Source organism: Sorangium sp. So ce375 (assembly GCF_051473855.1).
In the GTDB taxonomy this organism is placed as follows: Bacteria; Myxococcota_A; Polyangia; order Polyangiales; family Polyangiaceae; genus Sorangium.
On record NZ_CP150335.1, the window covers coordinates 11,405,998 to 11,426,543 of the forward strand.

The 20,546-nt window shown below is 67.3% G+C and carries 13 protein-coding genes, 1 tRNA gene and 1 pseudogene; 8 read left to right on the top strand and 7 right to left on the bottom strand.

Annotation, left to right across the window (positions count from 1 at the left end; genetic code table 11):
• Positions 1 to 3: 3 nt before the first annotated feature.
• A complete protein-coding gene (locus WME90_RS42665; RefSeq protein WP_437277838.1) occupies positions 4 to 1,947 on the bottom strand; it encodes an ATP-binding protein in 1,944 nt (647 codons plus the stop codon).
• A 908-nt stretch (positions 1,948 to 2,855) separates the two neighbouring features.
• Here WME90_RS42665 and WME90_RS42670 point away from each other — a divergent pair.
• The 7 genes from WME90_RS42670 to WME90_RS42700 all read left to right on the top strand — a co-directional run bounded on the left by WME90_RS42670 (position 2,856) and on the right by WME90_RS42700 (position 10,131).
• Entirely contained in the window at positions 2,856 to 3,053 is a 198-nt protein-coding gene (locus WME90_RS42670) for a hypothetical protein (RefSeq protein ID WP_437277839.1), read from the top strand.
• A gap of 98 nt (positions 3,054 to 3,151) precedes the next feature.
• A tRNA-Ser gene (locus WME90_RS42675) sits at positions 3,152 to 3,238 on the top strand.
• 581 nt (positions 3,239 to 3,819) lie between these two features.
• Positions 3,820 to 4,662 (top strand): 2OG-Fe(II) oxygenase, encoded by an 843-nt coding sequence (locus tag WME90_RS42680; protein ID WP_437277840.1) that lies wholly within the window; start codon positions 3,820 to 3,822, stop codon positions 4,660 to 4,662.
• Positions 4,663 to 4,857: 195 nt separating this feature from the next.
• On the top strand, positions 4,858 to 5,514 hold the full coding sequence (locus WME90_RS42685) for an alanyl-tRNA editing protein (RefSeq protein ID WP_437277841.1): 657 nt from the start codon (positions 4,858 to 4,860) through the stop codon (positions 5,512 to 5,514).
• Between the two features lie 169 nt (positions 5,515 to 5,683).
• Positions 5,684 to 6,262 carry an RNA polymerase sigma factor gene (locus WME90_RS42690; protein WP_437277842.1) on the top strand — a complete coding sequence of 193 codons (579 nt, stop codon included), beginning with the start codon at positions 5,684 to 5,686 and terminating at the stop codon, positions 6,260 to 6,262.
• A gap of 15 nt (positions 6,263 to 6,277) precedes the next feature.
• Entirely contained in the window at positions 6,278 to 7,573 is a 1,296-nt protein-coding gene (locus WME90_RS42695; RefSeq protein WP_437277843.1) for an acylphosphatase, read from the top strand.
• Positions 7,570 to 10,131, top strand: coding sequence for an NACHT domain-containing protein (locus WME90_RS42700; protein ID WP_437277844.1), 2,562 nt, complete (start codon positions 7,570 to 7,572; stop codon positions 10,129 to 10,131). Before WME90_RS42695 ends, WME90_RS42700 begins: the two co-directional genes overlap by 4 nt.
• 985 nt (positions 10,132 to 11,116) lie before the next feature.
• Here WME90_RS42700 and WME90_RS42705 read toward each other — a convergent pair.
• From WME90_RS42705 to tssI, 6 genes and pseudogenes are all read right to left on the bottom strand, one after another.
• Positions 11,117 to 11,803: pseudogene (locus tag WME90_RS42705) on the bottom strand (DUF5131 family protein); the annotation flags it as partial.
• 315 nt (positions 11,804 to 12,118) lie between these two features.
• Entirely contained in the window at positions 12,119 to 13,918 is a 1,800-nt protein-coding gene (locus WME90_RS42710) for a hypothetical protein (RefSeq protein ID WP_437277845.1), read from the bottom strand.
• Between the two features lie 9 nt (positions 13,919 to 13,927).
• Positions 13,928 to 14,344: a PAAR domain-containing protein gene (locus WME90_RS42715; RefSeq protein ID WP_437277846.1), complete on the bottom strand. Its 417-nt coding sequence runs from the start codon at positions 14,342 to 14,344 to the stop codon at positions 13,928 to 13,930.
• Positions 14,345 to 14,378: 34 nt separating this feature from the next.
• The gene (locus WME90_RS42720; RefSeq protein WP_437277847.1) at positions 14,379 to 15,176 is read right to left on the bottom strand and encodes a hypothetical protein; all 798 of its coding nucleotides are present in this window, start codon (positions 15,174 to 15,176) and stop codon (positions 14,379 to 14,381) included.
• 222 nt (positions 15,177 to 15,398) lie between these two features.
• Entirely contained in the window at positions 15,399 to 17,072 is a 1,674-nt protein-coding gene (locus WME90_RS42725) for a hypothetical protein (RefSeq protein WP_437277848.1), read from the bottom strand.
• 51 nt (positions 17,073 to 17,123) lie between these two features.
• Positions 17,124 to 19,781: a type VI secretion system tip protein TssI/VgrG gene (gene tssI, locus WME90_RS42730; protein WP_437277849.1), complete on the bottom strand. Its 2,658-nt coding sequence runs from the start codon at positions 19,779 to 19,781 to the stop codon at positions 17,124 to 17,126.
• Between the two features lie 578 nt (positions 19,782 to 20,359).
• Here tssI and WME90_RS42735 point away from each other — a divergent pair.
• Positions 20,360 to 20,527, top strand: a complete 168-nt coding sequence (locus WME90_RS42735) for a hypothetical protein (RefSeq protein ID WP_437277850.1) — start codon at positions 20,360 to 20,362, stop codon at positions 20,525 to 20,527.
• The last annotated feature ends 19 nt before the right edge of the window (positions 20,528 to 20,546 follow it).

Sequence of the window (20,546 nt, forward strand, 5' to 3'; positions counted from 1 at the left end):
CGCTTACCCCCTCCAGAGCTCCCCCGGCACGCCCTTACCCACCTTCTTGCATTCGCTCGCCGCCGCCCGGAGCACATCCGTTTGCCCGATGGCCCGCCCCTCGGCTTTCGCGGTCACCGCCGCCGAAAGCACCATGTTTCGGATATGGCCGCCCCCCAGCTCCAAGAGCGCCGCGAGCTGATTCACCTGCTGCGGCGTCAGCGTGTGCCCCTCGCCCAGGTGCGATAGCCACAGCGCCCGCCGCTCCTCCGGCCCCGGCAGCGGAAACTCCAGGATGGCATCCAGCCGCCGCATGAACGAGGGATCGAACCTCCCTTTGCTGTTGCTCGTCAAGATCGTGATCCCGTCGAACGACTCGATCCGCTGCAAGAGGTAGTTCGTCTGCGCGTTCGCGAACCGGTCGTTCGCCTCCTTCACCTCGGTGCGCTTGCCGAACAGCGCGTCCGCCTCGTCGAAGAGCAGCACCACCTCTGCCTCCTCCGCGCGCGCGAGGAGCTGGGCCAGGTTCTTCTCCGTCTCGCCGATGTACTTGCTGATCACGCTCGCCAGATCCACCCGGTAGAGCGGCAGCCCGAGCCGCGTCGCGAGCCACCCGACCGCCAGCGTCTTCCCCGTCCCCGAGGGCCCATGGAACAGCGCCCGCACCCCCGGCGCGTAGCGCGCCCGCGCCGAGGGGCCGAGGCCCTCCGCCAGGCGATCGCGCCAACGACAGCGCAGCACCAGCGCCTCCAGATCGGAGCGCAGCGCGGCCGGGAGCACCAGCGCCTCCTCCGCGATGGCCTGCGGCAGCGGCTCGGCCAGGCCTTCCAGCCCCGGGCCCTCGCCAGTCCACGAGGCCGCGCGCACGTCCTCCACCGAAGGTCGCGGCCGGCCCGCGAGGCGCGCGTGATGCCGCGCCACGCGGCCCAGCTGCGCGATGCGGCCGCTGCCGTGCCGGTGCTCCCGCGCGAGCGCCCCGGCGAGCGCCTCGTCCCCGCCGAGCGCTTCGCTCCACAAGGCCTCGCGCTCCCCTGCGAGCGGGACCGGGATCGACCACGAGAGCGCGCCCCCCGCCGTCGAGGCCACGCTCCCCTCCGCGCCGACGAGCGCGAGCACCGGACCCTCGTACCCCGGGATCGCGGGCAGGATCTTGCGTTCGCTCGGCCCGAGCTCGTGGCAGAAGACGGGCAAGAGCCCCCGCAGCAAGAGCAGCGGGCCGAGCCCCGCGAGGCGGTCGGTCTCGAGGAAGAGCGCGCGCCGGCCCAGCGCGGCAGCGATCTCCGCCGCCACCGTGCGGCCCTCGGCGCGGCCGCGGGCGCGTACCACGAGCAGCCCACCGGGCGACGCGGCGAGGCTCTCGGCGTGGTGGCGCGCGGCCTCGAGCAGCGTGGGCGGCAGCGGCACCGCGGGCGTGTCGTCGAGGCCGAGCGTCGTGCCGGGGAGCGCGGCATCGCGGCCCGCGAGCGCCAGGCAGAGCGGGAGCGGGACCGAGACCGGGCGCTCGAGCAGCGGCGCCGCGTCGTCGAGGATGGCGAGGAGCCCCGTGCCCGCTGCCTGGCCCGTGACGAGCGCGTCGATGGGCCGGATGTCGGGCGGCACGGTCTCGGCGAGCGCAGCCGACAGGAGGCCGAGTGTGGGCCGCGAGCCGCCCACGGGCGCCTGCGCGAAGGCCAGCGCGCGACCCACGCGCGCGTCGTCCTCGAGCGCGGCGGCGAGCGCGACGGCGAGCAGCTCGATCGGCGCGAGCCCGATCGCGCGCGCCAGCAGGAAGAGCGGGCGGTCGGCGGCCGCTGGCTGCGCGAACGCCGCGGGGAGCGCGCTGGCGAAGCCCTGGCCGTCGGGCGCGACCTCGGCGAGCCGGCCGCGCAGGAACGCGAGCTCGGGGCCTTCGGCGGCCGCGCCTCCCGGGACTCCAGGGAGCACGTGCGCCGCGACCGCCGCGAGCGCGTGGCTGGACAGCGCGCTCACGCCTCGTCCTCCTCGCCAACCAGGGAGTGAACGTGAACGCGCACCATGCGGCCGAACAAGGGCACAACCCCCGGGTCGACGTCCAGCCCCGCGCGCCGGATGCGCAGGTCGACCTCGCGGTGATCGAGGATCTCACCGAGGTGCGAGCGCGTGACGGCGATGCGCGCGGGGCGCAGGAGCGAGCCATCCAGCGGTTCGCTGGAGCCGCTGGAAGGAGCGGCTCGATGCGGTACCCGTCGCGCCTGGGTCTCAGTCCTTGGAGCACGCACGAGCAAGGGTCCGGTTCGATCCTGATCCGCACATGCTGTGGGACTGTCCGGCGAATCGCCGGGCAGTCTACGCTGCTCCTCGGGTGCTCGCAGCTCCCATGCGGGACTCCGCCTCCGTTCTGGGACGCTTCGGGGGGCGTGTCGGGGCCGGGATCTCGACGCTGGGCAGAGGGAAAACACGAGCCGCTGCGAGCACTCGAAGCCGAGGTCGACGGCGTTCGGGCGCGCAAGTTCGGTCGCCTCTGGCGCGTGCAGTTCTCCTGCCGCTGGTGCGCGGAGGCGACCCTGTGATGCGACCGCGTCGTGCGCGTGGCACTTCTTGTTTCCCTGGGTGCACGGCCAGGTCGGGGAGGACTCCGACATGATCGTCCGCGAGAAGATCCGGAGCGGCGAGCTCCGGTGGGTCATTGAAATCCCGCACCGAGATCGAAGAGCCGGCGAGCGCGTGCGCTACCGGAGGGATGCCCAGGTGCAGACCTCGCAGGCCGCACCATGCAGAAGAAGGGCGTCTCATCGCGCAACTCGAGGAGCTCGGGCAAATCCCGACCAGCCGCGAGCGGGCGCCGCGGTGCCGGCGCCACCCGCGTCGCCGAGCCCCACAGGCACCACCTTCGGCGACGCCGTCGGGCTGTTCCGCACATGGACGTCGACCTCGACGCCGCCCAGCCGATCGTTCGCCAGGCGATCGACGAGGGCGAGGTCGACCTGTCGAAGTCGGGCCACGAGCGGATGGTGCCGCTCACGTCCCGGCGCCTGCGCGTGCTCCGGGATGCGGCGGCGAAGCAGACCAAGGCGCCGACCGCCCCGGTCGCTCCCTCGTCGGGGCTGGCGCCCTAGCCCGCGATGGGCAATGGATGGGGATGGGCAACGGCCGGCACGGAGGCGTTGACAGGCGCCGCAAGAACGGGCAGAAAAGCAAGTCGTTCTAAGTATTTGGAGGAGTGGCCGAGCGGTCGAAGGCAGCGGTTTTGAAAACCGCCGTTGGGGCAACTCAACCAGGGGTTCGAATCCCTTCTCCTCCGCTGAATTCTTGAAGTCTTGCCGGCGCTTGGCGAGGTTTGGCGAACGTCGGGAGCGGATAGCTGGGGACACAAGGGGCCCCGAGATTTGGCAAACTTTTGGTACGCGGCCCCGTGTCCCGGCACCGGCTCCGGGACGTTCCGGTGACCGAGATGCTCGATCTGGACCCGGCGAGCTTGACGGCGGGATGTAGGCGACGCTCCTGCCCGTCGTCGGTCCTTCGCGTGCCCATCAGCAACTGGTGCCCGATCGTCCAGGGGACGTGCTCGACGCTCCGCCTCCCACGCAGTTCGGTCGCAGCGTCTGCCGGGAAAGCTCGCGACGTGTGGTCTTCCCAGGCTTTCACGAGCGGGTTCGTGATGCGGCGAGCGCGGTCACGCAGGTCTTCAATAGCAACCCGATCGGGCTCGTGTAGGCGAGCCGTGAGTGCCGTCGTTTCATAGACGCTGTCGGTGAAGTCTCCGATCGAGGCGCTGGCAGCGGCTCCAGGATGAGGATGGGGCGCGCGTGCGGGTGGAAACACGGTCGAGGAGCTGTCCCCGAATCGAGCACTGGTTCGTTCTTGAGGCACGGAGGAGAAGCTATGCAAGCCGAGCCCGTGATTTCTAATGTCCCGTCCTCGACCGGTCGTCCTGATCGACGCATCATGACACAAGGAGAGCTCGACACCGCCTGCGTGACGGCGATCACCAGCGGAGCGGCCCTCGCGGTCCGGCTGCCGGGGTTCATTGAGGCCTCCCAGTGCGGCATTATCAAGTCCCGGCTCATCGACAGCCCCCTGTTCGGCCGCTACGCCAACGCGCCCGACATCGGGAGAGTCGGACAGGCCTTCTTCGAGACGATCGAGCGCCCCGACCTGCAGGCAGCCTATTATGCACAGGCCATCGCGGCGATCCGCGCGCTCCGCATGGCCTGTGCGCCCTGGCTCGCGCCGTTCGACAAGCTGCGCGTCGAGCTCGCAGATGCGTGGACCGGCGGCGTCCGGCTCGAGACCCTCGACGATCAGCGTCCGATGTTCGCCGGGCTGGTGCGTGTGTTCGAGGGGGGTGCGGAAGCCGTGCCTCATCAAGACGTGCTCAGCTGGGACGCGCCCGGCGACCAGCGGGCCAGCTCGCTCACGGCGCAGCTCGCGGCGAACATCTATGTGTGCTCCGCTGAAAGAGGAGGGGAGCTCGAGCTCTGGCCCACCTCCTACGGTCGCGCCGAGTACGATGCGCGTCGGGCTCAGAGCGCTCGCGATAGTTACGGACTTGATCGAAGTCTCCTGGACGGGCCTGCCGCTGTTCTTCAGCCCGAGGTGGGCGAGCTCATTCTGTTCGACTCGACGCGCCTTCACGCGGTCAGGCCGAGCTTTGGCCAGCGCGTGACGGTCTCGTGTTTCATCGGTTTCCGTGGCGATCACGAGCCGCTAACCATCTGGAGCTAGCTAGTATCGCGTCACCCAAGCTCGTCCCTGGTTTGTCGCGGAAGGGCCGGCGGAGGCGGGCCACAACAGGGGCCCCATGGAACGCAGACCCCGGGAGCGGCGAACCAGGACGAGCTTGGGCGACAACGCACCAGCGGCTCGCGCGCCTGGCCAGTCGAGGGTGGCTGCCGCTACGGCCATCGCGAAGGAGGAACCATGACGATAAAGCGCTACCTGTGGGATCGCTCTCGTGAGTCGACCGCCGTGGTCACCGCAGTCGGCCGCGGCGCTGCCCCGTGGGTTCGGCTGAACGAGACCCTGTTCCACCCTCAAGGAGGTGGACAGAAGGCGGATCGCGGGGATATCGGAGGAATCCCGGTCACTCACGTCTCCATAACGGAGTCCGGCCAGGTCGACCACTTCATCGCCGGGCCTGTCGTTCCCGAGATCGGTGACGAGGTCTGCCTGCGCATCGACCCTGTGTGGCGCACCCAGCAAGAGAGCGCGCACTCGGCCGGTCATCTGATCGCTGCGCTGCTCGAGCGACGTTGGCCATCGCTGCGCGCGTGCGGCGGCCATCACTGGCCCGGCGAATCGCGCGTTGAACTCGAGGGGTCGGCTCCGCCGCGTATTGAAGAGATCCAGGCCTCCCTCAAGGAGGACCTGCTCGCAGCCGTGGCATCCGACCTGCCTGTGATCGCCGCGGTAGCGCCTGATGGCGCGAGGACGATCCAGATCGGCTCGTTTCCGCCCGTCCCGTGTGGTGGCACACACATCGAGCGGTCGGGCCAGATCGGCCGGCTCGCTCTCGGCAAGATCCGGCTCAAGGGAGGGAGGATCCGCGTCAGCTACACGACCACAAGCCCGACCTGAGCTCCGTCGCGGAAACCAAACGAGTCAGACCGCAGCCCGTTTTATGCGACATTGAGCGCCAATGTAGTTATTTGTATCACAAAACGACGGCGTGCTTGTCCCCCGCTCGAACCCGCGGATCGTTGTCTCCTCGAAGATGCCGCCCACCAGCCGAGGAGAGGGTTCCCCGATGCTCCCTGCCAGACCGATCGCACTGCTCGACGAGCACCTCAGGGTCACCTACAGCCCGTCCACCATCTCGGAGCGCTGGGAGGCCATCGCGCCCAGCATCCCCGCCTTGATACGGCGGTGCATCCCCGTAGCGCGCAGCGTCCTGCGGTGGAGCGAGGAAGCCCAGGACATCGCGCATGACTGCCTGTGCCGAATCGTCATGAGTAACTCCTACTGGAAGCTCGGCGATGACATAGGCAGGCTCATCATCGTCGCAACAAAACATCAGTCGATCTCGCTCGCCAGGCGAAGGAGTCGCGGTTGTGATCTCGTCACTGAGACGGGAGAGCTTCCCGAGCCAAGCAGCGTGGAGCCGTTCGACGGCAGGGTCCTGCTTCCGTCACTCGCCTCGGTGCTCACAGCGGTCCACCTCACCCCGTGCGAGATGCAGGCCGTGCTTCTGGTGTACCAAGGGTACGATTTCAAGCAGATCGGAACGATGTTGAAGATCGAACCTGAAAGTGCGAAGAAAAGATTTTACCGTGCGTTCAAAAAGCTCCGCGATTGGGCTGAGGCCGCAGAGCAAGGTCTAGTTTGACGCAAGCAACGTTGGTTGTCCTCCACGATCACGTCCGATTGCACGGAGAATTCTCTCATGATCACCAGAGCTACTAACATATTTGCCGTCAGGGCCAGCAAAATCGCTGCCACCATGGCTCGGCTCCGCGCCGGCTCGCACGTCGAGGTCAGCGGAGCGGCGGACGCAGCGCAGAGGCTCATCGACACAGGCAACCTGCTGCGAGCAGGCGCCGTCGATCCCAGGGAGGCAACCAAGCTCTTCCGCCACAAGATGCCCTCGTCCGCGCAGCCGGTGACGGCAGTCCTGCTCACCCGGCTGAAGCACGCCGAGGCGGCGCTCTCGAGCGGCGAGGGCCGAGAGTCGGGCGACATGGACAGCCTGGTCGCGCTGCGAAGCGACATCGAATCCGTGTTGGCATGGGGGGTTCGGGTCGCGCTCGAAGACAGGACGTCGCCCGGTAAGCCGTGGGCGTTGAGCGAGCTCGAGGCTGCCGCAAGGTCGCTCGATCGCCGGCTGACCAAAGAGCTGACACGAGATCAGGTGGACGCGGCGCTCGAACGCGTGGATCGCGACTGGATAGACATGTCGTGGGACTGGCTCGATCGATTCGAGGAGACGGCCGAAATAGAAGGCCACGCCGAGGTGGGAGAAGCGCCGTCCCGCGTCGATCCGCGGCGCGCGCTGGAGGAGATCCTGGTAAAGCTCGGCGCGCCGCTGCGCGTCGCGCTGCCGCCTTTGGCCGAGGCTGCCGGAACGGAGGTCGTCGGCCGGGAGCTCTACAGTGAGCAGGAGCTACCCCTTCCGGAGTCGCTTCGATGCAGGGCCGATCTCGTCACGTACACGGATCGGTCGATCGAGATCGTCGTGTGCGAGTCGGAGCCGCTCCGGTCGGTCACGCTCGGCGGGGAGCTGGCCCGGCGAGAAGACGGCGTCTGGAAAGCCATCGCCAACATGCACGCCGGTGGTGCGCCGATGTTGATCGAGATCGCGCCCGCCGATGGCGAAGTCTTCAGGCAGTCGATTCTGCTCGGCGAGAGCGAGCACGTCACGGTCCGCGCGACAGCCAGGGGTAAGGTGCAGGGGGTCCACTACCGCGCGTCGCTGAAGCAGCGGGCATCCCAGCTCGGGCTCGCCGGCTGGGTGCGCAACACGGAGGACAAGGACAAGGTCGAGTTCGTCGTGCAGGGCGCGCCGGACGCGGTGGACGCGTTGCTGCTCTGGGCCCGGCGCGGGCCCCAACCCACCGAGAGCGGAGCGGACCCCATTGTGCTCGAGGTCGAGGATGAGCCGGAAGAGCGCCTCTACGTAGGTTTCGAGGTACGGCCGTGAACCGCACCGCAGTAGCTCAGGAAGCGCTCGTGAAGGCGCTGAACGAGAGTCAGCGACTCGGGCCGGGAGTGCCGCTGGCTGACGCCCGCATAGCGCGTGAGCGGATCCTGCGATCAGAGGTCGTCTTCGACGCACGAGAACACGCCAGGATCGCTGCCCTGATGGCGGCGAGCGCAGCGCCCGAAGAGCCAATGACCCCCATGCCCCCATGGCAGGCGCCGTCGCTGATTCCCGGCGAGACCTTCGTGCTGCTCCCGAGCCGTGCGGTCCGCATCCGGGTAGACGACGGCGGCCTGCCCAGCGCGCCCATGGACGAGCGCGCACGGGCGGCGGTCGTGGCAGCCAAGAACGGCGCCCTCTACGAGGTCGGGCAGATGGACGCGACGCCCAGTCCGAAGCACCTGACGGAGGCGCTCTCGTTCCCCGTGCTCGAGGGCTTCTCCACGTCACGCATCGAGGGTGGTTCGCTCGGCCTCAGCGCGGCCATCGCCACGATCTCGTTCCTCTACACGCGTGCGCCCTCGGCCGAGGTCGCGGGCACGGCGGAGCTAAACGAGAAGGCCGAGCTCCTGCCCGTTGAGCCGTCGATCCTGTACAGTAAAGTAGAAAGTCTCATCGCGTGCTGGCCGCAGGTGAAAACCTTGGTGGTGGCGGATGCGCAAGCGATCGATGAGCGGACCATGGCCGCGCTGGCCGGCAGGGACGTCGTGCGCTGCAGAAGGCTGCACGAACGACGCATGGACCGCCCCGGAGCGCTGGAGGTGTTCTTCCCCGACGGCATTCAGGAGAACTTCATCCGAAGCACATATACGTATCTGAAGGAGCTCGGCGACGCTGCGCGTCGGCACAACGCAGGCTACTTTCCTGGTGCGTTCGTCATGCGGCTGGGGAAGCCGTTCGACTTCGATGCGTGGCGAGCGAACATGCCTCCCGTGACCTACGTTAGCGGGGAATTCGGCACGGGCAAGACACGATTCTGCCTGGAACTCATAACCAGGCTCTGCACTAACCCTCACAGCACTAAGCCTCTGGTCGTGGCCTACGTGGATCTGTCGCGCGTCGCACTTAAGGGCGCTGATTTGCGCAAGGTTGTCACGTCGCGACCCGATGCAGCTCGCACGTTGCTCGAGGCGTTTGACTTCGATGGCCTCAGAGGCGCGATGACAGCGATGCGCGTCCCGCCCTCCTGCGAATATCCCCTAATTGTCGTTCTCGAGGGAATCGACGAGATCACCGACCCGCTCCTCGCCCAAACTCTGATCGCCCTGGCTTCTGGCATTGCGAATGACGCGCGTGTGGCCAGTGACAGGAGCATTCGTTTCGTGATCTCGGGGCGTGTCAACATGCTTCGTCATCATTTTGCGACGATCAGCATGGACCGCAGCCTGAGCGTGCCGAAGCACTGGCTCCTCTCTAACCAAGAGGCACAAGACCATAAGCTCGTCCTGCTACGCCTGTGGAAGGACGATGAGGTCTCCGCCTTCGTGGGGAACACCCACGGACCAGCGGAAGCAGATTCGATCAGGAGAGTACTGCGCGACAACGAGAACCTGAGGGAGCTCTGCAGGAGGCCGCTGGTGCTCGACCTGCTTTGCGACGCCGTCGCCAGCGGGGGGACCATCCGCAGCCAGACGCTTCTGGGGGTGTTCGATTATGTCTGGGAAGGTTATGCGTCCAAGCTGAGGGGCGTTGATGCGGAACGAGTGCGCCGAGCGCTCGAGTTGCTCGCGTACAGAACCTGGATGTATGCGTGCCAGGTCGCACGGGAGCGGGGCGAGGCAAAAGTGAATAACGCCGCCCTCGTGTTCCGAGACGCATGGCTCGAGGGCGCACTTCTAGAACAGGGCGTCCCGCATGGAGAGCTGAAGCACTACAAGAATCAAGCGTTGATAGCGCCTCTCTTTCGCAACGACCTCGTCGCATGGGATCATCGTATGTTCCTGGACTACTTCATCGCAAGGTACGTCTCACGGAACCTGCGTGACGCGGTGGAAGAGTCGAAGGAATGTCTCCAGGATACATTTTGCAGGCTCGGGTTGCTGGACCTCCTGCGTGACGCGATCGAGCTCCCAGACGAGTTGTTCCTCTGCAAGCTCCTCGAAGGCACCGACGAGACGCGTGTGTTCGCGAGTCACCTGATTCGCCGGCGAGAATTCGCGAGATCGCTGCCAGCGCTGGAGGCGGCGTATGACCTGTGCGTCAGCGATCAAGCGAAGACGTATCTCATCTTCGCGATTCTGTCGCACCAGCCAACTCCAGGGGAACGTTACCTGAAATTTGTGATGGAGAACTCTGCGGCGCTGCTGGATACCCTGCGTCAATTTGTGGAGGGGGAAGCGTCTGATGTCTGCGCGTTCAACCTTTCCAGGATAACGAAGAAGGAGCACCGATCGAAAGCTGCTCTCTATCTGACCTCACTCGGTCATCCGGAGGTGGTGAGAACTCGGCCCAAGGAAATCATCGATACTGTCCGACGGTTCCTTCGTGATTGTAGCCCGAGAGCCGTGGAGTGGGTGCTTGCGGAAAATGTTTTGACGCTCGCCGCCGCAGTGGAGTGATAAGGTGCGATGAGCAAGACGAAGAGCTGACTCATTTCGTTCTCATTCTATTCAGGCTGCCACCTGCTCCGGCGTCGGTGGTGCTTTGATGCGCAGAACGTGCGAGCACGTGAGGCGAACTGGCGCCGTGCGAGCGTAGTACGTTGTGGCGGAAGGACGAATTTGCGATGGCGAACCGTCGCGATCTGTCGCCTTCACCGGTCTCTCGGCGGGGAGAGACGACGGATCGCTGCCCTTCGGAGGTATGGACCCAACGCGAGCCCAACCGCCGAGTCCCGGAGCTGGGAGAGCGCGACGGCCGATCGTCGCCTCGCGCTGCCGTGGTCGGCGGCTCGCGCGCACCCTGAGCCGCGCCACCGCCCTCGGTGATGAGGTGGCGACCCGGGTCGTTCACGAGGCGATCGGTTGACTGCTCAGGCTGCCGGTGGCACGCGAGGCGCGCGTAACCTTGGGCCGATGTTCGGACCCGCCGCTTGCCTCGAATCGATGCTGGAGTCTTGCCGCTCGCCAGCGCTCTCAGGCTCAGCAGCGCTGTCGCCGCAGCGAGCCGCTCCACGAGGGCACGCACCCCGCACCCGGAGGTGAAGCATGGCGGTGCGCCCGGGAGAGCGGGCGGAGTTATCCCCTCGCTCGCCTCCTCTCTCGAACCAGCCATCCGAGCCTCGGTACCGGCGAACACTCTAGTCCCACTAGCGACGCGCCCGTCAGCAGCGAGCAGCCCCAGCGCGCGGCCCGCGCCGGCGACGGGAGCGCACGGGGCGTGGTCGCGTCGAAGGACGGCGAGCTTGATCTGCCGGTCGATCCGCACACGTTCGGTTTCCACGTCGACGACGCGCCGACAGGCGAGCGCTCGGGCGCGCTCTGGCACGATATCACAGCGGCGATCTGGTCGTGCCGCACGGTGTTGTCCCTTTGCGTGTCATGGGCGAAATATACCCGAGGGGAGGCTCCTCGCGCGCACATAGCCAGCAGCTTCGACCGACACTCACTCGGCCGGCCGAGGCATCCGGCCGGACTTCCCAAGCGCCTTCCTGACGATGTCCGGCCGCAAGCGCGCCTTCACAATGTCCGATGTCGGAACCTGCCGGATCGGCAGGTCGTCAGGCCACTCCGACCATTTGCCCCCATGCCGATCGCGGAGCTTGAGCTCACCGTGGTCGAGGAGAACGTTCGCGCCGAGCTGCTTCAGGAAGTACGGCACCTTCGCCCGCCGACAGGCATCGCGTAGCCTCCGCGCCCACGCGACGTCGAACGGGCGCGCGTCCTCCCCCGACTCACCGCGCTGGATGACCCAGTCGATCGTGGGGAGCCAGGCGTCCAGGTCGATCGCTTCAACCTGCGGCTCGACGGAGAGGAACCGCACGGTCGACGCGTCGCCAACGCCGAGTAGTGCGTCGATGCGGTTCATCATCGCGGCCGAGGTGATGCTCGTGCCAGCCCAGAGGTTGGAGGGTCACCGGATGCCCCACGCGCGGAGCTGCGCCGAGAACTCGGCCATGCGCTGGGGCCGCTTCGTCAGCCAGAGCCACCGGTGCCGCTGCCCCTCGGGGCTGGTCACGTTGCGGATGATCTCCTGCTCGAGGGAGGCGAACGAGATCGCGCTCGAGAGGGCGTCGGACATGTCGGAGACGAAGATCAGGCGCGGCGAGCCGTCCAGCCAGGGTTTGTGGAGCCGGCTCCGGTCGCGAAGATTCCGACAGCCTCGCCGCTTTCGCCATGCGCCCCGCGAACCGCATCACGCGCTCGAAGGACGGCGCGAACCCCGGGTGCTTTCCGCCCTTGCGCTTGTGCAGCACGCCGGCGTAGCAGGACTTGCGCTGCGCACCCCAGTGCTCGCAGCCGTCGCAGCCCATCGTCGGGTTCACGGTGTCATCACACCACTGGATGCCGGTGCCCTGCATGTGCTGCTTCCGGCTGTACGTGCCGGCGGTGGCCGTGGTGGGTAAATATCCATCTCGGCGATCGGGTATCGCAACATCGAGACAGTTCACCGCGGGGGCGCACCTCGCCTGGCGAAGTGCGCGTAGTAGCGTTGGTACATGTCCTGCCACCTCGAGTACTCCGCCGGGTGCTCTCGGAGCCGCTCCTTCCAGGCCGCATCGACCGCTGATCGCATCTCGCCGGAACCCAGGCCGTAGCGCCGGAAGATCTCCTCGGCCGTCGTGGGGCATAGGGCCAGCTCCGCGCAGAGCGCGGCATACTGGGCGAGCGGCAGGATCGTCTCCAGCGGCTCGGAAGGGGGCGCTGTACCTCCGTCCCCGGCCGTGCTCGACGGCGTGGAAGGCGGCGATACCTTGGCGGTCTGGGAGGCTGCTCCGGTCACCGGGGCCGGCGAGGACGCGGTTTGCGTCAGCAGCTCACGGGGAATTGCGAGGTTCAGCGACGTTTCCCGGAGGTCTGCAGCGGCCGGCGGAGCGGGCTTCGATGCTGCCACAGCTCCGGCACGCCTCGTGGGGTCCGCTGCCATGAAGGGGATCACCGGGCCGCAAGGGGGAGCCTGCAACGGTGACGTCTCTGCGACCTCCGAGGGAGCTCGCGGCTGCTGCGGCCGGGCTGTCGGTGTGGACGGCACGGGAGTCCCCGATGCTCCGGCCGTGAACGGGAGAGCGGGGCCGCGGGGAATATCAGAGAGCGGTGCGGTTTCCGCGATCACAGGAGGCGGGCGCTTCACCACCTTCGCTGCACCCGATTGAGGGAACGGCAGCTCCGGCCCTCGCGGAATGTCGGGCAGGGGAGCGGTGCCGGTGAGCGACTCCGCAGCGCGAAGAGGCTTCGGCTCTGCCTTTACGGTCGCGAGCTGGGCGTGCACGGGCACGAAGGGGACCGCTGCGCCTCGGGGGACATCCAGCAGGGGCCCGGTGCCCTGCAGCGCCGCCGGGGTCATGAGGGGCGCTCCAGGACCGGCCATCGCCTCGGAAGACGGCGCGGCAGGCGCGAACGAGGCGGCGACGGATGCTGGCGAGCGCTCGACGTTGCCGACCTCCCGCGCTCGGGCGAGGAGCATCTCCAGCCGACGCGCGTGATGCGCGTGGAGCCGCTCGAGGTCCTTCGCCAGCGCCGCGTCACGCCCCAGCGCTGCCCGCCATTGCCGATCCAGCGCTGCCCGCATCTCCTCATCGGCCAAGCGGTGGCGCCGCAATACCCGTTCGCGTTGCTGAGGCAGCGCATCGAGCTCCGCGCAGAGCGCGGCGTACTCGGCCAGGCCCAGCCTGGGCTCGCCCAGCGGCACCGCCGCAGAGTGCTTATCTGCGACCGCCTTCCCCGAGCCCCGCGCCTCGGCCACCCTCGACGGCTGCAGCACCCGGGGGCCGACCCGGAGCGATCCCAGCTTCCCGGGCTTCGCGTGGAGATCCTTGAGGAGTTCGCCGATCTTCGCGTCCTCATCAACGCGCCGCACCCATCGGCGGCGGAGTCGCGCGACGTCGTTCATGCCTAGGTCCTTCTCCTGCAGCAGCTCGAACGGGGCCGGGTGCGCCGCGAAGACAGCAAGGAAGCTCGCCCAGGCGGTCGGGTCCTCCGCGAGCGGCTCGACCCGTCGATCCAGCCAGTCCTCGGCCTGTGCCAGCTCTTGCTTGTAGGCCGCGAGCAGCTCCGGCTCGGCGGCCAGCCGCTGCTTCCAGGCAAGATCGGCCCGCGCGAACGTACGCGGCGTGAGCCCCTCGACCGCGAGCACGTCCGCCAGCGGGAACCCCTCCGTCACCGCCGCCCTGATGGCTGCGTACTGCGCCAGCGAGATCCCTTCGCCCGCCTCCTGCGCCCCTGCTGCGGGCTTCGTGCCTGCCGCCATCCTCCGGCCCTAGTCGCCGACCAGCACGGTCCCGGCGGCGATCACGCTCCCGTTCGGCGCGTCGCCCGGGTCGTTGCAGGTCATCGCCGGATCCCCGAGGTGCGCGGCGGGCTTGTTGTTGATGAGCACCGTCTTGCTGCCCGCATGAACACGGGCCTGGTTCGACGGCGGCCGCTGGAACGTGCCCCCTGGAGGTACATGTGCGGGCGCATTCGCCGCGGTGCTGCCCTGGATCGCGGCCGGTTTGCCCTCGAACAGCACGTCGCGGCTCAGATCGCCGCTCAACGTCCCGCTGAAAGGCAGCGGCGTCGGGGTGGGCACCGGCCCGCCCGGCGAGGGGATCATCACCACGTGCGTGTCGATGCCGACGATCTTGTCCCCTTGCTTTGCCCCGGGCTTGCCTGCTTTCGGCCCATGCGCTGGCATGTTCGCTTCTCCCTCTCTCGCGGCAACCACCGGCTCACGGCCCGCAGTAGGGTGCGAGCGAGTTCCAGGTCTTCTCCTCATGGTGGGCCACGTGAGCCGTCACGCTGAGCGGTTTCTCCGGCTGCCCAGACAGCGCAATAGGCACGAAGGTCATGATCCATAGTGCGTCGCCGATCACGGCACGGAGTCCTCGATCGTCGACCAGGACACCGAAAAGGCCGTCCACCTTGGGAATCATGGTAAACGGTAGGTCTTTTCTCGCCTGGACGAAGATGCCGTAGAAATCGTCGTGCGCCCAGGAACATTCTTGCTCTTCCGTAGGGTAGAGCCAGGTGGCTGTAACTTCGAGCACCGCGCTTCCGCCAGCACCGGGTAGTTCACCGCCGCCCACCGCCTCCATGTAGCGGCACTCCGGCTCCTCGCAACGCTTCTGGGGAATGAGACCTTCGGGTGGAGCACGTTGGGTCAATGTCTCTTTCTTATGCAAGAGGCACCTCTCCGGCGATTCGGTCTGCTGAAACACGACCGACCGTGCCGACCGACCCTGCTCAGGGCACACCCCCTCGAGCACCCGCACGACTCTCGCGATCTGGGGTCCCCAGCTCTCGCGCTGAAGCAGATACTGCGCCGGCATCATCCGGCACGGCGGAACCCCGTCGCCCAGTATCCACACCGGATCGTTGCTAGAGGTGGCACCTCGCGCCCGCGCGCTGGCTTCGTCCAGCGGTACCTCGGAGTCCTCCTGCACGGGCTCTCTGGGCGGACTCTCCACCACTTCGGGCAAGAGCCAGCGCTTGTCATGGGTGCGTTGTTCTTCATTGAACGTGGCCACCCGGGCGCGTTGAATCGGTGGACATAGGCCGACCTGCTCCCTCGACGCTGCCGACGGACGAGGAGCGGCGTGCGCGACACCGGCTTCGGGCTGGGCTTGTCGCGCCGCTGGCCGACAGGCAGAGGAGGTCACACCGACTGCAACGAACAGACCAAGGAGAACAAGACGACTCATCTCGCGCCTCATTATACCGGATCGGAACGGCTCGGACATGGCGTCGACCTACATCGCGGCCGCCTGTTGTGCCTCGGTTTCAGCCCGCTTGGCTGCCGCCAGCGCCGCGTCTGCAGCATCCAGCGCCTTTTGCTTCTTGTTTTCTGGCATCTTCTCGCTGGCGGCTGCTCTCTTCACGGCATCACCGGCAGCGACAACCTTGCTGAGCGCTGCGTCCGCCGAGCGCACCGCCGCGCGGCATGCGTCCTCCTTCGCCGTGTTGCCGGCGAGGCTCGCCTGGTTGGCTGCTGGCCCCGCTGTCTCTGCTGCACTCTTGACTGCCGCGGCCGCATCCCTCAGCTTTTGGAGGCCGACATCGTCCTTCGTCCCCAGCATATTCAATGACTGCGATGCCTTGTGTGCGACGGCGATATCGTAGAACTCGTTGAGTACCTCGAATCCCATATCGAAGTGCATCATGTCGCCAAAGTCCTGTCCTCCCCAGCGCAGGCCCACCTTGATCAGCGCCAGCACGACATCCTTCTTGAGCATCAGAAACCCTCGGCAGGGCTCTCGGAAATTGGTCGCGCTCTCATCGATTCGGTCGGCGTTGATCTTCAAGGCGTTCTTCACCATGCCGTACCGCATCACTTTGCGATCGGCCTCGATCTGGGCATACGCCTCGCCCAGGAGCCGCTCATCAAGGCCCCCTTGCTCGTCGTATGGGCTCCGTTCAGCGAGCTTTCCGCTCCCATCGCGGAGTAAAATCTTGCAACCGCTGAGCGTTGTATCCTTCTCAGATTTGACACGGTTGATGAAGTCGCTCAGGGATGCCTCGGTCAGGTCCCCCTGTGCGCCGTTGGGATAACGGTAGGCGAGGTAGCCTGCCAGGCCATCATGGACCTTCTTGAACGTATCGTAGGAGCGTGATGCATCGCTCGACTTGCGCGGCTGAATGCTGTGGCCGAAGCAGAAGAGCGTGGCCCGCTGGCACACCTCCAAGCAAGGCTCCCACACGTTGATCCTGCTCCACTCGACGTTCCTGTTGTTGTGGATCTCGCCGGTTGGGCCATCGCCGCCGTAGATCGGTACCCACGGCGAGGCCGTATACTCGATATCGATCGCACTCCCATCTCGGTGGTTGCCCCCGCCGCGCTTCCCCTGTCCTCCGACAAGCTCCTTCGCCGCACACCACTCCTTGAATTTCTTCTGATCATCGGCATCGTCGACCGGAGCGCCCATCGATTCGCGGTACTGTCGATAGAGCTCCTCCTGCGCGCGAAGCAGCTTCTTGAGGAGCTCCCGATTGATACCCATCACATTTTCAGACAGGAAACCGACGCCAAGAAATCGGAACCAATAGAGCCGAACGGTTCGCTTGGTGGTCGGCCCGCCCTTGGGGTAGGTAAGCTCCAGATCGGCGGCGTCCTGCGTCTTGGTAATCTCGAGAACCCACTTCGGCAACGCGCCCGTGAAGGGCGTGCCGGCTGCCTGGGATATGTGGTTGTCAGGTCCCGGGCTTACGTCTGCAGCCGCGGGTGGTGGCGGATCTTTTGGCAAGGTGCTCGGGGGAGGAGGCGGCGGTGGAGGGGCCGGTGGCTGCTCGGGCGGCAGCGCCTCGGGCTCGTGGGGATCGGGCGTGTGATAATCGTACGCCTGCGGCCCGCCCTCGGCCCCATCGAATCGCGGGTCGTTCCCTCCGCTCGCTCCCCCGGCGCCGCCACCGCCATCCGTCCAGTTCATGCAACACCTCAATCAGACCTTGTTTGCCTCACTCGCGCCCGCATCACGACTTCAGTGGCCGTATGTCTCCCTCAGCTTCGCGACCGTCGCCGCATCGAGCTTACCGGTCACCTGCACGCCATGGTCTCGCTGGAAATCCTTGAGCCCTCGCACGGCTCCCTCGGGTAGCTCGGCCATGTCGTCCCGGAGCGGTCCCTCGTAGTAGCCCAGGTTGCGCAGCCGGAGCGCTGCGCCGGGCACCGAGTCCGCTGGCGCGCTCTCGCGCAGGCTGAGCGTCCACTGCTGGCGTGGCCCCTCCGGGTAACTCTCGATCCAGACGACGAGCACCGCGCTCTTTGCGGCTTCCGGTACCTCCAGCTCGAGCTCACCGCTCGGGCCCGTGGTTCCCTCGTGAACGTGACCGTCGACCGTGAGGCGATAGTTCTTTTCCGCGTAGGGCACCATCGCGACGTCCGACAGCTTGAGCCGCAGCGGCCGGGTCCTCGGCGGCTCCTTGTTTTCGTCGTCGGAGAGCAGGTCGGCCGAGTCGCAGTTGAGCTTGACCAGCTTGCCGCGCAGGTGCGCATCGTCGTCCAGATCGAGCGAGGCGTTCGGGGAGAAAATCCGGATCTTCTTGGCAACGAGCTCAGCCTCCTCGCCCAGGTCGAGCGCAGGGCCCTTGCCCTTGATGCTCGCCCCGTTCGCTCCGGCCAGCGCGAGCACGTTGCCGCCGATCTTCACGCCCTCGGGCGTGAGGGCGATGATGCTATCGCCACATTGCAGGGTGAGCGATCGGCTCGCCGTGAGTACGAGATTGCCCGCGGCTCCGGTCGTGTGATCGCCGAAGACGTAGAAGTCGCTCCGGGACGAATCACCGCGAGAACCGACGGTCACCGCTGCCTGACGCTCCACGTGGAGCGTGTAGGTGTCCTGGCAGAGCGTGACTGCGTCATCCATGAAAACCTCCTTGGATACGCCGCCCACGACGAGCCGCCGACTCCCTCCGATCTCGTTCGTCTGGTCGCGGTCCACGCGCACGGTCTGGTGGCCTTGGACCCGTTCCTCGTGATCGCCGCCGACGCTGCCCCGCCGGCTTCCTCCGATACGCTCATGTCGCTCACCAGCGACGTGATTGTGCTGGTTGCCGCGCACGTCGGTCTGTTCGTCCTCACCGATGAGTGTCGTCCGGCGCCGCTCGATCCGCTCGTCGAGGTCGCGCTGCGCATGCACGTAGATCTGCTCGTCGCCAGCGGTGTCGTCGAAGCTGAGCTCGTTGGAGCCGGCCGCAGCTGGTGAGCTCTGGGTTCGGAGGCCGCTCCTGAGCTTCTCCCCAGGGAGCTGGAAGGGCGGCGGATGCGTGGCGTTGTACAGGCACCCGAGCACGACCGGGCAGTCGGTGTCCCCGCCGAGAAAGCCGACCAGCACCTCCATGCCCACGCGCGGCACGAACTGCGCGCCGAACGACGCGCCCGCCCAGCTCTGCGCGACACGCAGCCAGGCCGAGCTCTTCTCGTTACGCTGCCCAGCGAGATCCCAGTGGAACTGCACCTTGACGCGCGCGTGCTCGTCGGTGTGGACCTCGTGCCCTGCCGGCCCGGTGACCACCGCCGTCTCGAGGACCTGCCTCGGCTTGCGTGCCGGCGCACGCGGCCGGAGCAGCGTGGTCGCCGGGATGCACTCGAACCGGTTGCGGTAGGTGCGCTCCGCGGGTCGCCCGGACAGCTCGGGTGTATGGCCCTCGTGGATGACGAGGGTCACGGCGTAGGCTCCCTCGATCCCGGGGGAGGCCTCGGCGCTGAGCTCGAAGCGACGCCCCGGCGCGAGCTCGCGCACCCAGCTCTCGCCGCTGCCCACGACCGCTCGGCGCTGGGCCTGCTCCAGGAACACCCGCGCGCGATCGGGTGTGACATCCGGCGTGTCGTAGTCAGCGTGGTGCTGGTACACCTCGAGCGGTGGCGGCCCGCTCGCCTTGGGCCCGCCCCGCTCGCTCAGGACCAGGTTTGGCCTGCGGAAGTCATAGTCCCTGAGGTGTACCGAGCTTGGCTTGATGGATCGCCGCAGACTGAAGGAGCTGATCTCGCGCCCTGTCGGCATGAGGCCCTCATCAGGACGCAGGACGAGGGCGCCGGACTCGACGCCGAACGCTGCGGGGTAGTGTGCGGGGTCGTCGAGGAAGATCACGGGGGCGCGGGTCCCCACGGTGCCTGGCGGCGCGTCTGCGAAGCAGAACGCGATCCCCTCCTCGGCAGCGAGCCGTCGCACGAACGCGAGATCGCTCTCGCGGTACTGCACACAGTAGCTGCGGACCGCATACGTCCGCGAGAGGCGGAGATCGACCGGGATGGAGGCCGCGGCAAGGACGTGCTGGAGGATCTGCGGCACGGTCTCGTCCTGGAAGATGCGGCTCGTGGTCCGGCGCCGGAGGAGCGCGAGCGGCGGAACGAGGCGCAGGTGCCAGGTCGGGCCGGTCCGCGCGATGAACGCGGCGTCTGCGCGCACTTGGTCGACGACAACTTCGATGCGGCGTTCGGCCCCGCGCCCATCGCGCAGGACGAAGGCGGCGAGGCTGCCGAGCAGCTCGGCGTCGCGGCCCTCGAGCTCGGGGGTGGCTTGCACGACGAGCTGGAACGAGAACAGCTCGGAGAGCGCCTCACGCCCGCGGAACGAGACAACGCGCAGGTCCGCGGGCGTGAACGCCCCGGCGTGGAGCTCGAAGGGATCGCTGATCACGGGCGCAATGTAACAGGAGTCGCAATGCTGTCTGCAAGGAGCACGTTGGGCGCGCGGCGCTTGTGCCTGGCGTTGCGTTGCGCATGCCAGGAGGGCGCCGGCGCTTCGCCATGCCATCGGCGAGGCCGGGCGGCCTCCCTCTGCCGGGGGGCATGTCGGCTCGAGCGGGGGCACGTCGCTGCGCAAGACCTCCGCGCTGTGCCAGGCATCGAGCGAGCTCATGGATGCCGACTGCTCCGGCTCCCACGACGGGCACGCGTGGCCATCGTCGCTCCTGCGGACCAGCTTCTTGGCGACCCACGGAGCGAAGACATGGGCGACCTCGCTCTCCTGGGCCGAGGGCTTCACCCTCGCCAGTGCAGTGAAATACGCGACGCACCGGCTCAGCTCGGGCTCGTGGTGCGGGCCGCGCATCGCCGAGGGGGCCGCTCCATCAGAGGAAGCTAGAGCGGAGGCCGGCCTTCCAGACATCCAGCATCTCCGCATTGGCGATTGGTCACAGCGAGCTCGTACAGGCGACGTGCCTGCGGTCCTCGTCGGCCAAAGCCACGGCGGCGTGCTGGCCCAGGAATCGGCGGATGCACACCATCGCGGCGTGCCGACGGATGTCACCGTGCGCCGGCACGCTCGGAATGTGGCTGCGCCAGGACGATCTTCTGGGACGCCGCAAGAGGATCGGGACAGCGGTCGCGGACATCAACCTCCTGCTGCTGGCCGCAGTCGCCTGGGCCGTCGCGCGGCGGTGAAGCATGAGGAGCGGAGAGT

What these genes read in the sequence shown, in the direction of transcription:
- WME90_RS42735 (WP_437277850.1), top strand. Translation starts at nt 20,360, where the DNA reads ATGCACACCATCGCGGCGTGCCGACGGATGTCACCGTGCGCCGGCACG.
- WME90_RS42710 (WP_437277845.1), bottom strand. Translation starts at nt 13,918, where the DNA reads ATGGCGGCAGGCACGAAGCCCGCAGCAGGGGCGCAGGAGGCGGGCGAA.
- WME90_RS42680 (WP_437277840.1), top strand. Translation starts at nt 3,820, where the DNA reads ATGCAAGCCGAGCCCGTGATTTCTAATGTCCCGTCCTCGACCGGTCGT.
- WME90_RS42715 (WP_437277846.1), bottom strand. Translation starts at nt 14,344, where the DNA reads ATGCCAGCGCATGGGCCGAAAGCAGGCAAGCCCGGGGCAAAGCAAGGG.
- WME90_RS42685 (WP_437277841.1), top strand. Translation starts at nt 4,858, where the DNA reads ATGACGATAAAGCGCTACCTGTGGGATCGCTCTCGTGAGTCGACCGCC.
- WME90_RS42725 (WP_437277848.1), bottom strand. Translation starts at nt 17,072, where the DNA reads ATGAACTGGACGGATGGCGGTGGCGGCGCCGGGGGAGCGAGCGGAGGG.
- WME90_RS42670 (WP_437277839.1), top strand. Translation starts at nt 2,856, where the DNA reads ATGGACGTCGACCTCGACGCCGCCCAGCCGATCGTTCGCCAGGCGATC.
- WME90_RS42690 (WP_437277842.1), top strand. Translation starts at nt 5,684, where the DNA reads ATGCTCCCTGCCAGACCGATCGCACTGCTCGACGAGCACCTCAGGGTC.